Origin of the sequence: Sulfitobacter marinus (assembly GCF_900116285.1) — a bacterium.
GTDB classification, from domain to species: domain Bacteria; phylum Pseudomonadota; class Alphaproteobacteria; order Rhodobacterales; family Rhodobacteraceae; genus Sulfitobacter; species Sulfitobacter marinus.
This window is the reverse complement of record NZ_FPAJ01000002.1, coordinates 1-15200: the sequence shown is the minus strand read 5'-3', so window position 1 is coordinate 15200 and position 15200 is coordinate 1. Positions and strand designations below refer to the sequence as shown.

The window sequence follows — 15200 nt, the reverse complement described above, 5'->3', positions numbered from 1 at the left end:
GAACTCGATTTTCTCGCTGCGCGCGCTCGTAGCACGTGAAATGCGGCGGGTGCGTAGATTCCCACGCCGCCACGCAGCGTGAAGACCGGCCATTGATACAGCCTGCAGCGTCGTTGGAAAGGTCAATTCACAAAGTGCGGATGAATAGAACCTGCAGCCGTTTTCTAGCTTCAGCGGATTCAGGCATAGAAACAACGGGACAAAGTGACCATTCCCACCTAATCGTCTTAAGAGGAGAGGAACAGACGACCACGTTCGCGACGCACATGCGCCGCGACCCGGAAGCTGTGGGAGGAAACAATGCGATGTCTGAACGTGCTGATGTGATCCGCTCCGCTCAGGCCCTAGTCGACGAAGGCCGGTTTACCAAGGATCTGGCAGAGCTTGTGTCCCGCGCGACCGAGAGCCAAAACGCATAGCGGGTCGAAGAGATGCAGGCCTATCTTGAAGAGTTACTGGTTCCGCGACTGCTCGCCTCCGGGTTCACTTGCACAATTCATCCCACCCCAAGGTAACCCATTTCTTGTTGCACGCCGGGTTGAAGACCAATGTTAGCCCCCAGCCTTGGCGGGTCGCTACCCACCACCTGAATTCCGCATTACTATGGCGGCTGCAATCAGCACGCCCCGGATGAGCATATGCTGATCCCTGTGGCCCGTCAGGCGCTTGGGGTGATGGCCGGGCTTTATTGGGATCTGGGCGCGCCTTAGGCTTCGCCCAACAGGTCCATGCGCGGCATCAAGTCCAGCAGATGGCGCGAGTATTCGTGGGTCGGGGCGCTGAACAGGGTTTCGGTGTCGGAGACCTCGCAGATGCCGCCATTGCGCATGACCGCGATCCTGTCGCACATCTGGCGCACAACCGGTAGATCGTGGCTGATGAACAGCATGGTCAGCCCAAGTTCCTGTTGCAGGTCCTTCAACAGATTGAGGATCGTGGCCTGCACGGACACGTCCAGCGCCGATGTCGGTTCGTCACAGATCAGGATGCGTGGGCGGGATGCCAATGCGCGGGCGATGGAGATACGCTGGCGCTGCCCGCCGGAAAACTCATGCGGATAGCGCAGTGCGGCACTGGCACCTAGACCGACATGATCGAGAAGGTCACCAACGATTTTGCGGGTCTCGGACTCCCTGTCGGTCAGTCGATAGAACCGGATCGGCTCGGCCACGATATCAAGCACCCGCATTCGCGCATTGAGCGAGGAATAGGGGTCCTGAAAAATCATTTGCAAAGCCCGGCGTGCGGTGCGGGCGGTGGCGCTTTTGGGGTGGGACACAACGTCCTGGCCAATCACCCTAATCTGGCCGCCATCGGGCCGATAAAGCCCGGCGATCAACCGTGCCACGGTGGATTTGCCCGAACCGGATTCGCCAACCAGGCCAAAGGTTTCACCTTCGTTGACGGTGAAAGAGACATCATCCACCGCCTGCAACATCTTGCGATTGCGTTTGAGCAGCGCCTTTTGCAGGGTGAAAGACAGGTCGAGGTTCTCGATTTCGATTGCGGGGCCAGACCCGCGTTCGCGCTGCGACTCGCCCAGCCAATGGGTCTGAATATCAATGCGTTTGAAGGGGGTTGTGCCGCCTTCGATGTAGTCCACCGACGAAAACCGGTCCAGCTTGCGATCCGCACGCGGAACGGCGGCAATCAGTGACTTGGTGTATTCATGCGTCGGCGCGCCAAGGATTTGGGCCACGTCGCCTGTTTCAACCACTTCGCCGCGATACATCACCGCAACCCGATCCGCTATATTGGCGATGACGCCTATATCGTGGGTGACGATGATGACGCCCAGCGCGCGCTCGCGGCAAAGCTGTTTGATTAGGTCAAGGATCTGCGCCTGGATTGACACATCCAGCGCGGTTGTCGGTTCGTCCGCGATGATCAGATCAGGATCTCCCGCCAGCGCTAGGGCGATCACCACCCGTTGGCGCATGCCGCCCGAGAATTGGTGCGGATAGGCCAGAAGACGCGCCTTGGCCTCTGTTATGCCAACCTGTTCCAATAGCTCAATGGCGCGATTTTCGGCCTCGGCCCCGCTAATTTTGCCGTTGGTCTTCTCGATGGTCTCGACCAGTTGCGCACCAACCGTCATCAGCGGGTTCAGCGATGTCTGCGGGTCCTGAAAGATCATTCCGATCCGGTCACCGCGCACCCGGCGCATCTCGGCTTCGCTGCGCCCGCGCAGCTCTTCGCCCTCGAACAGGATCGAGCCGGCGCTGACCCGGCCGGGCGATTCCAGAAGGTCGACGATGGCATTGCCGATGGTCGATTTCCCAGCCCCGGATTCACCCACAAGCCCGAGGACTTCGCCCGGACGGACGGTCAGGCTGACGCCTCGCGCGGCGTGAACCGTGCCACGGCGGGTGTCGAAATCGACATCAAGGCCGCTGATTTTCAAGAGCTCGGTCATCGCAGTTTCGGATTGAGCGCGTCACGCATCCAATCCCCCAAAAGGTTGACAGCAAAGACCAGCACCACCAGCGCGATAGCCGGGAAGAAGGTGATCCACCACAGGCCAGAGAACAGGTATTCATTGCCAACCCGGATTAACGTGCCCAGAGACGGGGTTGTCGGCGGAATGCCCTGACCCAAGAAGGACAGGGTTGCCTCGGCGATGATCGCCAGCGCCAGCCCGATTGTAGCGATAACCAGAACCGGTCGCAACGTGTTGGGAAGGACATGCCGAACCATGATCAGCCATGCGGGCAAACCAATGATCCGCGCGGCCTGAACATATTCCTTGTTCGCCTCGACCATGGTGGCACCGCGCGCCACGCGCGCGAATTGCGGCCAGTCGGTCAGGCCAATGGCAATGATCACGACATAAACCGCAAACTCTTGGCGCAGTTCCAGCGGCAGGAAGGCGCGCCCGATTCCGTTGATCAGGATGGCCAGTAGGATGCCGGGGATTGTCAGCTGCACATCGGCGATACGCATGATCACCGCATCAGTGACACCACCGACGTAGCCCGAGATCACGCCCAGGGTGACACCCAGCACCATGCCAAGGCACACAGCCGCCAGCCCGACAAGGATGGACAACCGCCCACCATAAAGGATCGTCGACAGCATGTCGCGGCCTTGATTGTCGGTGCCCAGAAGGTATTGCGGTTGGCCGCCCTCGACCCAAGCCGGTGGTAGCTTGCCATCCCAGAGTGAAATCTGGCTTGGGTCAAACGGATCGAAGGGGGCAATCAGCGGGGCAAAGAGGCAAGCCAGGATCGAGAAAACCGTGATTGCTGCAGCAATCATTGCGCCGGGAGAATGCAAGAATGACCAGATGATGTCGTTGTCTTTGAACCGCTGCCAGCGGGTTAGTGGTCGATCCTGAGGCCTTTCTTGGGGCTGTTCGTGGCTCATGTTCCTCAGTTCCCTAGCCGAATGCGCGGGTCGACAACAAAATAGAGAATGTCGACAACCAGATTGATCAGAACAAACAGCAGCGCAACGAACACCAGATAGGCAGCCATGATCGGCACATCGACAAAATCGACAGCCTGAATGAACATGAGGCCTGTACCGGGCCACTGAAAGACTGTTTCGGTGATGACCGAAAAGGCGATTAGCCCGCCGATGTTCAGACCGATGATGGTAATTACGGGAACCAGCGTGTTGCGCAGCGCATGACGAAAGTTGATCGCGCGCTCTGACAACCCGCGCGCCCGGGCAAATTTGATAAAGTCGGTTTGCATGACCTCAAGCATCTCCGCCCGCACCAGCCGCAGGATTAGCGTCAGCTGGAACAGCGACAGCGTTATTGCAGGAAGGATGATGGCGCGCCAGCCATCCACAGTCAGTAATGAGGTTTTCCACCAGCCAAGATCGACCGTGCCACTACGCCCCGAAGAGGGCAACCAGCGCAGGTGAACGGCAAAGATATAGATCAGGGCGATGCCGATGATGAAGGTTGGTAGGCTGACCCCAACCAGCGACACCGACAGGATCCCCCGACTGATCCAGGATTTGCGTCTAATACCAGTGTAAACGCCCAAGCCGATGCCGACCACGAGCGCGATGATCGCACTGACAAACACCAGTTCCAGCGTGGCGGGTAGACGCTCGAAGATCAACTGGTCCACCGGTCGCTTGATGCGATAGCTGAGACCAAAATCGCCTTGCAGCATATTGCCAAGAAACCGCGAATACTGGGTCAAAACAGGATCATCCAGACCAAGCTGTTCGCGGATTTCCAGGCGCTGCTCGCGAGTGGCATCCTGTCCAACCATGTTGTTGACCGGATCGCCGACAAAGTTGAACAACGAAAAGCTGACGGCTGAAACAATAGCCATCACCAGCACCGATTGTGCCAGCCGCTTGAGGATGAAGAAAAACATATGAGGGCGCTTTCAATGCCGGGGCAGGACGTAACCCGCCCCGGCAGTTTTCTTATTTCATCACCGCAAAGCGCGGACGGAACGCGTCATCCGCAGCAATCGGGATATCGACCGCGTCCGAAAGACCCCAAGCCAGAACCTGGTGGTGGATCGGCACATAGGGCATGTCTTTTTTGACAAGCGACCAGGCCTCATCGATCATCGCAGTGCGCTTTTCGATGTCGATCTCGGTTGTGATCGCCTTGGTGATCTCGTTCACACGGGCGTTGTTATAGCCGGTGGCATTCCATGACCCTTCACCGTCGAGCAGATACGAGAACACATAGTGGCTATCCAGCGTCGGAACGCCCCAACCCAGCATGTAGAAGTCAGACTCACGCTTTTGGATTTTGGGGAAGTGTTGCGCCTTGGGGATTGCATCAAGGTTCACCTTGATGCCGATCTTGGCCAACATCGCCACGGCCGCCTGACAGATCTTTTCGTCATTGTTGTAGCGGTTGTTGGGGCAATCGAGTTGGATTGAGAAACCGTTCGGATAACCCGCGTCAGCCAGAAGCATTTTGGCCTTGGCCGCATCAAACCCGTAGGACGCATCGTTTTCCGGCGTATTGCCAAGCACACCGGGCGAGGTGATCATGCCGGTCGGAAACGAAAGGCCTTCCATGACGACCCGCTGGATTGCATCTTTGTCGATAGCAAGGTTGAACGCCTCGCGCACCTTGGCATCCTTGAACGGGTTGCCTTCGGCATCCGAGCTGCGTAATTTGTCGACCCCTTGATCCATGCCGAAGAAGATCGAACGAATCTGGGCAACGGTCTTCACGCTAAGCCCTTCTGAGGTTTCGATGCGTTTGACATCCTGCAGTGGCGGATCAAGCACAAAGTCGACTTCGCCCGACAACAGAGCGGCCACGCGTGTGGCGGCATTGGTGATCGGCCGGTATTCGATCTTGTCGATATTACCCGGGAACATGCCTTTGCCCCACCAGTCGGGGTTGGCCGCCAGAACGGTCAATTCGTCCGGCGCACGGCTGACCAATGTGAACGGGCCGGTGCCATTGGCGTTGCGCACGGCAAAGGTTTCTTCCTTTGCCTTGAAATCTTGTGGCGCAACAACGTTGTTCGCCTCGGCCCAGCCCTTGTCCATCATGTAGATTGAGGTCAGCTGGTTGGGCAGGATCGGGTTTGGCCCGTCGGTCGTCAGTTTGACGGTGTAATCGTCGATGACTTCGACCGAGGTAACGCTTTTGGCCTGTTCTTTATAGTCCGAGGCTTCGTGATTGGCGCGCGTGAACGAAAACACCACGTCTTCCGCAGTGAAATCCGACCCGTCATGAAATTTTACGCCTTGGCGCAACTTGAATGTCCAGCCGTCGGAACCGGCTTCCCAACTTTCGGCCAGCTCAGGCTGAAGAACAAGATCCGCATCGCGGGTGACCAGGGATTCATAAATCTGGCCATTCATTGCAATGGTCGGGCCCTCGTTCTGCGAATGGGGGTCCATGGTCAGCGCGTCACCCTGGCTGGTCCATCGCAATACGTTTTCTGCCAGTGCAGGGCTTGCAACCGTCAGAGCCGTCACCGAGACGGCAAGCAATTTTGTGAATTGCATATTTTTCTCCTTGTTGTGTGAGCGTCTGGCCGTGACCGACATCGCGCTCTTGTCTTAACCATACAACACAAAGGGGAGCCGTAAAGAGTGCGACGCGCCTTTCACCCGAACATTTCTGTCAGACAAGATTCCAACCGGATGACAGTTCGAAAGCGGTTCTGCCAGCTTGAGGCGATCCGGTTTTGGACAAACGGCCTCGATTTACGGCGTAAACTAGAATACGTTTGCGTTGCAGGAGGCCAAAGGGTCGGTAACTCACACAATCTGCATCGAATGGTCACTTCGTCCGCAGTGCGGCCGCTCGCCTCCGGTTTGAAGCTGATTTCGTTTGAAAGTGCAGCTAAGGTCGGCAGTGAGCCCAGTTTTACCAATGCTGCGTCTAGCGCGAAAGTCAGGTTTCCGATTGCGCCAGTGTTTTAAGTCGATAGTCTGATGCTATGTAAAAGGATAGACCGACGATGAGTTTAGACGTTTGGCTGACTTATGTGGCGGCGGTCACAATAGTCTCTCTAATTCCGGGTCCAAGTGTCTTTATGGCCATCGGCCAATCGCTCTCCAAAGGACTGGGTGCGTCATTTTACAGCATCCTTGGCAATCTACTAGGCGGGATTGTCATGGTGACTGTTGCCTATGCTGGACTAGGGACCATTCTGGCAAGCTCAAGTGGTGTATATATCGTCATCAAATGGGTGGGTGTCGGATATATGGCGTGGCTCGGACTGTCTCAGATACTTGAAGCAAAGCGAATGAACGAAGCTGACCTTATTATCTCAGGCTCGTCTAGAATACGCGCAGGTAGCCTTCGGTCTGGGTTTCTAATCGGTGTATTAAACCCAAAGGCAATCCTTTTTTACGTCGCCTTTCTTGCGCAATTCATGAACCCTGAAAACGAGATGACACCGCAATTCTTGATTCTTTTGGCAACCTCTACGGTCACCGTGTTCATCGTCCTTGGGGGGTACGCACTGCTAGTGGCCCAAGCTCGCAGGACATTCCAGAGCCTTCGCGCACGGAAACGCATGGGTTACACAGGAGGGTCGTGCCTTCTTGGTGGCTCTGCATTCATGGCCTCCAATTAGAAACAGACATTCCCACTTCCCGCACAAACGACCGCTAAGTCCCACATTGTGTGAATTCACCCACCATCTGATTTCGCGGTTACGGCGAAAGTCCGCAATGACGGGCCGCACTGCAGCATGACGATCAGTGGGTGAACGGCAGGTTTGGGCCGTGAATATCAGAAGTGTTTAGGTCATTCTCATGGATGCTACAAAGCAGAGACCGGCAGAAATGAGCCTCAATGACCCATTGCTACTACATGTTTGGATGCCTATTTCGGCTTTCAGATCGAACCGTTTTGTTGGTTTTGAAAAGTAGGGCTAACATCTCGACTGGGCGGCACACTGAATTTTTTCCTGTAGTCCCGGCTGAAATGCGTTGGGCTTTCATAGCCAACGGAATACGCGGTTTCCGAGACAGACAGGCCTCTTTGAACGAGTGCAGTGCGTGCTTCGATGAGGCGTAGGTCTTTTTGATATTGAATGGGTGTCGTGCCTGTCACCGACTTGAAGTGTTCGTGAAATGAGGACGGACTCATTCCTGCGTGATGAGCAAGATCAGACACGGATATAGACGTGCGAAATTCGTGTCGCAACTTATCAATGGCCTTGGCAATCAGACTTGCATGACTGTCCGCGACCAACAGACGGCGAAGCATCCCTCCGATTGGCGAAAGCAAAAGACGATAGTGAATTTCCCGCAAAATCGACGGCCCTAGAACCCGCGCATCCATCGGGTTCTCCATCAACGCGACATATCTCGTTAGTGGTTCAACCCACGTCGGCTCGGCCTGCCATGTCGACAAGGAATGCGCGTTGGCCTCAGCAAGTTTTGCCCCAGCGACCTGATCGTAAAGGCCGCGAATTACCCCCAAATCGAGAGAGAGAATAACAGCTATATAGGGTTCTTGCTGGTTGGCTTTTGTTATCCGGGACGCAACAGGCAGATCGTGACTGACAACAAGAGCGTCGCCTTGGTTGAGTTCAGCATGTTGGTCGCCGATAGATGTGACTTTGCTGCCTTGGAGGATCAGGCACAGGACTGGGTCATAAATCGTCGCCTCGATCGCACTAACTTTGTCGCGCCGATAGATGGTCAATTGCGGCAACTTCCACCCATGGGCGTTCTCCGAAGCACAGTATTTGCGCGCGAGGGTGGTGAGGTGAGATAAGTCCATCGGCGTCTCCTTACGTAATTCGGTAACAGCCTCTGAAATGAGAAAACAGCTAATCATTCATCAATTTGGAGAAATAGGCAGATTGTTTGGAGGATACGGTAGGCGCTGACAGGTAGGTCTGGCTAAGATCAGGGAAACTATAGGAGTGTAGCAATGTCATCTATTCAAACTCAATTTCTCGATCTGACGGCCCACAACGCCCGTTATGACGCTATCGATCCGAACACCACGCTCAAGGGCAGCGCGGAAGGAAAGATCGTTTTCATTGCTGGTGCCTCAAAAGGGATCGGCCAAGCCACAGCTATTGCCTTTGCTGAGGCAGGAGTAAAAGCGGTCTATCTTACAGCGCGCACAGCGACAGCCCTGATCGAGACGCTGGCGCTTGTGCAAAAAGCCAACCCGAACACCCAGTGCGCCTATGCGGTGTGCGATGTTACCGATGCTGCTCAGGTCGAGGCGGCAGTGAATGATTGCGTGGCAAAGTTCGGCGCCATTGATGTTGCCGATGCCAATGCAGGCTATCTTGGGCCTTGGGTCAAGATTGGTGAAAGCGACCCGAACGGGTGGTGGCGCAACTGGGAAGTCAACGTGAAGGGCAGCTATCACGTGATCCGGTTCGCGCTGCCTCATCTCATCAAAAGCGCTGAGAAATGGGCCGCAGAGGGTAAAAGCGGCGGCCATCTTATCCTTATCTCATCAATTGGCGCTCAGTTTGTCATGCCCGGTGCGTCTGATTACCAAACGTCCAAACATGCCATCAACCGCCTATGTGAATTCGTGCAAAGTGATCACGATGAGGATGGGATCAAGTGCTTTGCAGTGCATCCGGGCGGTGTTGCGACGGATCTCGGCCATAGCATGCCGGAACACATGCATGAATATCTGGTCGATGATCCCAATCTTGCCGCGAGCTTTGCGGTTTGGCTCTGCTCGAGCGCGGGGGATTGGGCCAAGGGCCGCTATTTGAGTGCCAATTGGGATGTCGGTGAGCTTGGGGCTATGGAATCCGAAATCGTGCAAGATGACCTCTTGGTGAACAGGCTTCGGGTGAGGTCATAAAAACTGTCAAATCGGCGGAATAAAGGGCCCATATACTATCGACAGATAGGTCAGCTTTGCCCCAAATAGCGGCCTTCTGATCGGTGCTTAAGTTCGTCTGGAGTTCAAAGTCCGCTTCGGGAAAGCCGCAGTTCAGCACCATAAGCTTCGTTGAATGTCCGGTTTGGGCCGTGCGTGTCGCCGACGACAGCCAAGATTGAGTGAATGCTGCGCTGCATCCGATGGCCGCGACGAGCCCATTATTACCGAATCCAACACAGAGCGCACAGGTCTGGTATCAAAAGAGAAGCCAAATGACCGCTTTTAAGATCTTAATCAAATATGCTCAATTGGACCATATTCCGCGACTGACGCTTCGGAATACCAAGCCCATACCCAGTTCCCGTAATCATAATGCCACCATTCGCTTGGCAGATTCGTAAAGCCGGATTGGATCATGGCAGAATGCAAGACTTTACGATGATGCATTGGCGCGCCGGAAAGCTGATAGGTCGTCCAACTACGTTGTGATGGTTCGTCAAAGGCGCTTCCCATATCCAGCTCGACACCTGATGCGTTCGCAAGCGTTACATCCACCGCCCCACCCGTCAGATGCGGACTGGGTTGGACTGGGTCGTCGGATACTTTTGAACAGTAGTTCATCGTCATCTCATCAAGTTGAATCCCTTCTAGGCGCGGGTTTTCCGTCGCAATTTTTTGACGCATATCGTCGAATAGTGCCTGTTGCAGTTGCTTGGGGCGCCACCCGTCCAGCAGGACAAGCCGGTAGCCGTTTGGCAGAACCTCACTTGCGATCTTCAAGCGATCCAAGACAGACTGGCGTAGCCAAATTTGGGGCAAGGCACCAACAAATCCATTCTGAAAATAGACCGGTTTGCAAATCCAGTGTTTCGAATCCGCAGCCGATACCAATGGTTCCTCACTGGTGCCGGCTGCGATCTGTTTTGCTGAATCCCAAGTGATCACGGGCTTCGTCTCCAACGACATCTACTTCATCATTTCCGGCAACCACGTCGTGAGGCCCGGCATCAGGATGATCACGAACAACACCGCCAGCGCGACAAAGATGAAAGGCCAGATCGCCAAAAACAGGCGTGCTACATCTACTTTGCCCACAGCCGCCGCCACAAAGATGCATGCGCCCATCGGCGGGGTGATGAGGGCGATTGTGATGTTCAGCGTTACAACGATCCCGAGATGGACCGGGTCGATGCCAGACACGGCGGCGATTGGAACAAAAATCGGCGTTAGCAGCATCAATGCCGACACTTCTTCCATAAACATACCAGTGATAAAGGTGACACCAGAGATCGCGAGCAAGATCAGGATGGGGTTCTCGGCAAACGGTTCTAACATAACCGTAAAGGACTTGGGCGCGTCCGCGTAGGCAAGCTGCCAGGATACGATGGAAGAGACCGCAATGATCACAAAGATGGCCGATGTCAGCGCAGAGGTTTCCTTAAGCGACAGCCAAATGGTCTTGGGCGTCAGGTTCCCCGTCAGCAGGCCCCAAGCCGCGACATAAGCCACAGTTAAGGCACCGGATTCAGTTGGGGTCACAATCCCCATGACGATGCCTGCAACAATGATGAACGGCGCAATCAAAGCAGGCAGCGCGCCAACGGTGGCTTCAAAAATCTGCGCTATACCAGCACGGCGGCTTGTCGGTTCAACATTGTGGATGCTTGAGTAGACAACGTTCATGATCATGAAAGCAGCACCCAGCAAAAGCCCCGGCACGACGCCGCCCAAGAACATGGCCCCAACAGAAGTGCCTGTCTGGCTTGCATAAAGGATCATGAAGATGGAAGGCGGAACAATTGGCCCAATCAGGGAACTGGCAGCGGTCAGACCCGCTGCATAGTGCCCCGGAAATCCAGCCTTGCGCATACCGGGCACCAAAAGTGTCCCTAAAGCAGAGGTGTCCGCGACCGCAGACCCGTTGATCCCCGCAAAAAAAACGCTGGAGACAACGTTCACATGTCCAATCCCGCCACGGAAATGACCGACAAGGCGATCCGCAAGCTTCAACAAGCGTGGGGTCATCTGGCCGTTGTTCATCAGGTTCCCAGCCAGAATAAACAGCGGGATCGCCATGAGGGAGAAAGCATCGATCCCGCCAAAAGCCTGTTGCGGCATGATCCGGGCCATCTGGTCAAAGCCAACAAACCAAAACCCGACAACAGCTGTGGTCATGAGGCTCAGAAACAAGGGCAGTCCAAGTGCGACATGGATCAACATCACAAGCAGCATCGTCGTAATCATGTGTCATCCTCGACGTCTGCGTTTTGTAATCCGATGGGGCCGCGCAACAGGCTCAGTACGAACAAGAAGCCAAACCCAATGGGGATCACAGACACCGGCCAAGACCGCGAAATCTGAAGGCCGGGCGTTTTGAAGAAGCTGACGCTTCCGATGTAGTTATAAGAAAACCACGTCATTGCTCCGGCAAGGGCGACGGTCAAAATCCATTGATAACAAACAATAGTTTGGCGGAGTGCGGGGGGCACTCGACGCTCAAGAACATTTACGCGCATATGCCCGCCATTGACCCAAACACCACCGATCCCAATTAGGGCGGATGAGATGATCATGTAGCGCGCGAGCTCATCAAACCAGATCGGTGACGAGCCAAAGAAATAACGCGCACCCACCCCATAAAGAATGAATGCGGCCACTGATGCGGCCAGCAAGGCTGACACGCCCAAGGTAAGGCGTGTCAGAAGTTTGATCAGCGCTAGTCTCATTGCGCGAGAAGATCGCCACGACCAAGGTCGTCAAAAGCCGCTTTCATGAAGCTTTCGTCGATGTCTTGCTCGCCCAGCCATGCGATAAAGCTTGGCGTACCGATTTCTTGGAACATTGCCAGTTGCTCTGCGGATGGGGTGATGATCTCCATGCCGTTTGCAGCCAGCCATTCTACGCGGCCTTCAACGTTGGCTTGCACGCTTTCGCGTGTTAGGGTATTGGCTTCAACGACAGCTTCTTCGATCACTTGGCGGTCTGCATCAGACAATGAGTCTAACCAAGCGCCGTTCCCAACAAGGAACTGCATTGAGTACTGGATGTTGGCGCGTGTCAGGTAGTTTTGCACTTCGTTCAGTGAGCCCAGCTTGATGTAAAGCGGTGGGTTCATTTGACCTTCAACGATGCCAGTTTGCAGGGCCGCGTAGACTTCTGTCCACGGAACTGGCGTGCCTGATGCGCCCATGGCTTCGTACAAAGCAACTTGGGATGGATCCATGGCACGGAACTTCATGCCTTCAAAGTCGCTTGGCTCGTAGATTGGCTTGTCCGTAGATGTGAAGGCCAAGAAACCACCTTCTTCAACAACGGCCAGCAGCTGTGATCCGCCCGTGCGCTCTGCAAAGACGTCTTCGACTTTGGACCAATATGTGCCCTCGTCAAAGAAGGTGCGGGCTTGCTCTGGTGTCTCGAACATAAACGGTGTGTTGGATACAAAGACTTCGGGTGTGATCGGGGATACACCGGCAAAGCTTGCGATGTTCAAAGAAGGCGTCGCAAGCGTGTTTTCCATGCGTTCCTGTTCGCTGCCCAACTGGGAGTCTGGGAACAAATCGATCTCAATATCTGTGCGCTCTTCGATGACTTTCTCAAGATGCGCCGCAAAGAAATGAACCGCGTTCTTTTCTGGATCCGCGGCACCATTATAACCAAGCTTGATCGCTTCGGCGTTTGCATTGGCTGCTGTCAGCGCAAGAATCGCTGCTGTTGTCAGAGTTTTGTTCATCGTTTTTTTCCTTCTTAAACCGTCCTGTTGATTTTTGAGTGGAGCACCTAGAAGTCTGATTCTTATCAAAATTCAGCCTCTTGATGGTGAGGTTGCAAGAAAATTTTTACCGACGAGAACCTCACCTAAACGGAGTGACACACTACGAACACCTGTCCCGATCTATAGTTAACGCTTCATATGTTCTCAACATAACATTTGAAAAAATATGTTTGTGACGAAACATTTTGGATATGCTAGGCTGGGGTGTGCTCAAAAAAGAAGCACGATGGCCCATAGGTACAACTATATGAAAAATGCTGAGATTTTGGCCGAGGCTATCTCGAAAATGGGGTCCCAATTGACCCAAAAAGAAAAGCGTATAGCAGCCTATTTTCAGACCCGCCCAGAAGCCGTCTTGGTCGAAAGCAACTCTGACATCGCCCAAAAACTGGGAATCAGTCCGATGACACTAACCCGGTTTTTCCGCAAGTTAGGGTTCGATGGATCGGCAGACGCCCGTCAACAGGCTTTGCACAAGGTGTATGGCCCAAACAGCTATCGGATCGATAAGCGGTTTGAGAGCGACGGGAAACACAATGATAGACAGTTTGGCACCGACCACGACGTGCTGCATGCATCGATCGACGCGGCTCTTGAGTTGCGCGAAACCAAGTTGTGGAAAGACGTCGTTGAATTAACTGCCACGTCCGATGGGGTCGGGGTCACAGGGTTTCAGACGATGTACTTCTTGGCGGACGGCCTGTGCCGCCGCTTGGCCTATCTGCGTGATGGGGTTCAACTGATCGACGGGATAGACGGGGTCTATGCCGGGCTTTTACCGAACAAGGGTCGCAGCGCTACTTTAGTCATTATTGACATCTTTCGGTATGGCGCACACGGTCCATTGCTGGCCAAACTCGCGCGCGCACGCGGTATAAATGTTGTTGTTTTTGCGGATGAATTCTGTGACTGGGCGACCGAATTCACCCCATATGTCTTGCGCTACCCGGCCGAAACAAACTTTGCGCTGACCATGCCACAAGGCATCAATGCTGGGCTGTCTTTGTTGCTACAGGACGTGAATGTCTTGCTCGGCTCATCTGCGCAAGAACGCCTGAAAGAGCTGTCGAAAGCGCAAGATCACTTTGGCCTGTTCCTAGATTGAAACAGATGGCGGGCTACATGCTATACTGGGAAATCATGGATGAGTTTCGCGCAGGCTAATTGGCTCTGTCATCAAGCGATCAGTGCGCACGCGGTGCAATGACTTTTGGGGTTCCATCGACTGAAAGCCGCCGTTCGCCAGCTAAAGATCAGGGGAGGCTTCGTCCGTCCTGCAGTCATCGAACGACCTATTGATTTCGCTGCCGCGGCGAATGACCGCTAAGCGGGCTGCGGATTCAGCATGGCAACCAATAGATGGACTACGGCTTTGGGCCGCCCGTGAAGACGGCCCGAGGACTTCAGATTTCGATCGCCTCAGCGATTGCTAACGCATCCTCGAGTTCGACGCCAAGGTACCGCACCGTACTATCCATCTTCGTGTGTCCTAGCAGAAGCTGAACAGCACGCAGGTTGCCAGTTTTCTTGTAGATCTGAGTCACTTTTGTCCGCCCCATCGAATGCGTGCCATATGCACTCGCGTCTAGGCCGATTGATGTGACCCAGTCGCGGACGATCCGCGCATACTGGCGTGTCGAGATGTGCAGGCGTTCATGGAACCGACCCGGCCAAAGGTACTCCGAGCCAACCATGAGCTCATCTTCCATCCACTTTTCGACCGAGGCGCGTGTGCCTTCGGATATCTCAAATCGCACAGGTTTCTGTGTCTTGCATTGTAACACCGATGCCCGTTCCTTGATCTGACCCGACGCCATGACGTCGACGACTTTCATCTTCACCAGGTCACAGCCGCGCAGCTTGCTGTCGATCGCCATGTTAAACAGCGCGAGGTCGCGATGGTTCTCTGATAGTTCTAGACGAACCCTGATCGCCCAAACGTGTTGAGGCTTCAAAGGCCGTTTCTGACCAACGATACGACCCTTGTTCCAAGCGGGGCGAAGTGCGCGAATGGCTGGTAGGTTTGGTGTTTCCATGACTGATCCTCCGATCCGCCATGCCCTCCCACAACGACAACCCGACGTTGACTAAAGCAGTATATCACCGGATGCTGCGTTGCATCTGAGGACCGAAAGGAGCCCTAATTTGACCGATGCTGCG

The 15200-nt window shown here is 54.6% G+C and carries 13 protein-coding genes; 3 read left to right on the top strand and 10 right to left on the bottom strand.

The window, feature by feature from the left end; all coding sequences use genetic code 11:
* Positions 1-706: 706 nt before the first annotated feature.
* The 4 genes from BM347_RS05490 to BM347_RS05475 are packed head-to-tail and all read right to left on the bottom strand — an operon-like array spanning position 707 to position 5952.
* Entirely contained in the window at positions 707-2416 is a 1710-nt protein-coding gene (locus BM347_RS05490) for a dipeptide ABC transporter ATP-binding protein (RefSeq protein WP_093915461.1), read from the bottom strand.
* Entirely contained in the window at positions 2413-3366 is a 954-nt protein-coding gene (locus BM347_RS05485; RefSeq protein WP_093915460.1) for an ABC transporter permease, read from the bottom strand. The genes BM347_RS05490 and BM347_RS05485 overlap by 4 nt, the downstream gene beginning before the upstream one ends.
* A gap of 5 nt (positions 3367-3371) precedes the next feature.
* Positions 3372-4340, bottom strand: coding sequence for an ABC transporter permease (locus BM347_RS05480; protein ID WP_093915459.1), 969 nt, complete (start codon positions 4338-4340; stop codon positions 3372-3374).
* A 52-nt stretch (positions 4341-4392) separates the two neighbouring features.
* Positions 4393-5952, bottom strand: coding sequence for an ABC transporter substrate-binding protein (locus tag BM347_RS05475; RefSeq protein WP_093916041.1), 1560 nt, complete (start codon positions 5950-5952; stop codon positions 4393-4395).
* A gap of 458 nt (positions 5953-6410) precedes the next feature.
* Here BM347_RS05475 and BM347_RS05470 point away from each other — a divergent pair, with 458 nt between their 5' ends.
* Positions 6411-7031: a LysE family translocator gene (locus BM347_RS05470; protein ID WP_093915458.1), complete on the top strand. Its 621-nt coding sequence runs from the start codon at positions 6411-6413 to the stop codon at positions 7029-7031.
* Positions 7032-7294: 263 nt separating this feature from the next.
* Here BM347_RS05470 and BM347_RS05465 read toward each other — a convergent pair whose 3' ends face one another.
* A complete protein-coding gene (locus BM347_RS05465) occupies positions 7295-8188 on the bottom strand; it encodes an AraC family transcriptional regulator (protein WP_175498508.1) in 894 nt (297 codons plus the stop codon).
* 153 nt (positions 8189-8341) lie between these two features.
* Here BM347_RS05465 and BM347_RS05460 point away from each other — a divergent pair, with 153 nt between their 5' ends.
* Positions 8342-9247, top strand: coding sequence for an SDR family oxidoreductase (locus tag BM347_RS05460; protein ID WP_093915456.1), 906 nt, complete (start codon positions 8342-8344; stop codon positions 9245-9247).
* A 315-nt stretch (positions 9248-9562) separates the two neighbouring features.
* On the opposite strand, the gene BM347_RS05455 is transcribed toward BM347_RS05460, so the two are convergent.
* Genes BM347_RS05455 through dctP form a run of 4 tightly spaced genes read right to left on the bottom strand, consistent with a single transcriptional unit; the run spans position 9563 to position 12998 of the window.
* On the bottom strand, positions 9563-10234 hold the full coding sequence (locus BM347_RS05455) for a M15 family metallopeptidase (protein WP_093915455.1): 672 nt from the start codon (positions 10232-10234) through the stop codon (positions 9563-9565).
* The gene (locus BM347_RS05450) at positions 10235-11512 is read right to left on the bottom strand and encodes a TRAP transporter large permease (RefSeq protein ID WP_093915454.1); all 1278 of its coding nucleotides are present in this window, start codon (positions 11510-11512) and stop codon (positions 10235-10237) included.
* On the bottom strand, positions 11509-11994 hold the full coding sequence (locus BM347_RS05445) for a TRAP transporter small permease (RefSeq protein WP_093915453.1): 486 nt from the start codon (positions 11992-11994) through the stop codon (positions 11509-11511). Before BM347_RS05445 ends, BM347_RS05450 begins: the two co-directional genes overlap by 4 nt.
* Positions 11991-12998 carry a TRAP transporter substrate-binding protein DctP gene (gene dctP, locus BM347_RS05440; RefSeq protein ID WP_093915452.1) on the bottom strand — a complete coding sequence of 336 codons (1008 nt, stop codon included), beginning with the start codon at positions 12996-12998 and terminating at the stop codon, positions 11991-11993. Before dctP ends, BM347_RS05445 begins: the two co-directional genes overlap by 4 nt.
* 289 nt (positions 12999-13287) lie before the next feature.
* Here dctP and BM347_RS05435 point away from each other — a divergent pair, with 289 nt between their 5' ends.
* Positions 13288-14145 (top strand): MurR/RpiR family transcriptional regulator, encoded by an 858-nt coding sequence (locus BM347_RS05435; protein WP_175498507.1) that lies wholly within the window; start codon positions 13288-13290, stop codon positions 14143-14145.
* A 298-nt stretch (positions 14146-14443) separates the two neighbouring features.
* Here the strand turns inward: BM347_RS05435 and BM347_RS05430 are convergent, their stop codons facing one another.
* On the bottom strand, positions 14444-15076 hold the full coding sequence (locus BM347_RS05430) for a tyrosine-type recombinase/integrase (RefSeq protein WP_093915450.1): 633 nt from the start codon (positions 15074-15076) through the stop codon (positions 14444-14446).
* Between the last annotated feature and the right edge of the window lie 124 nt (positions 15077-15200).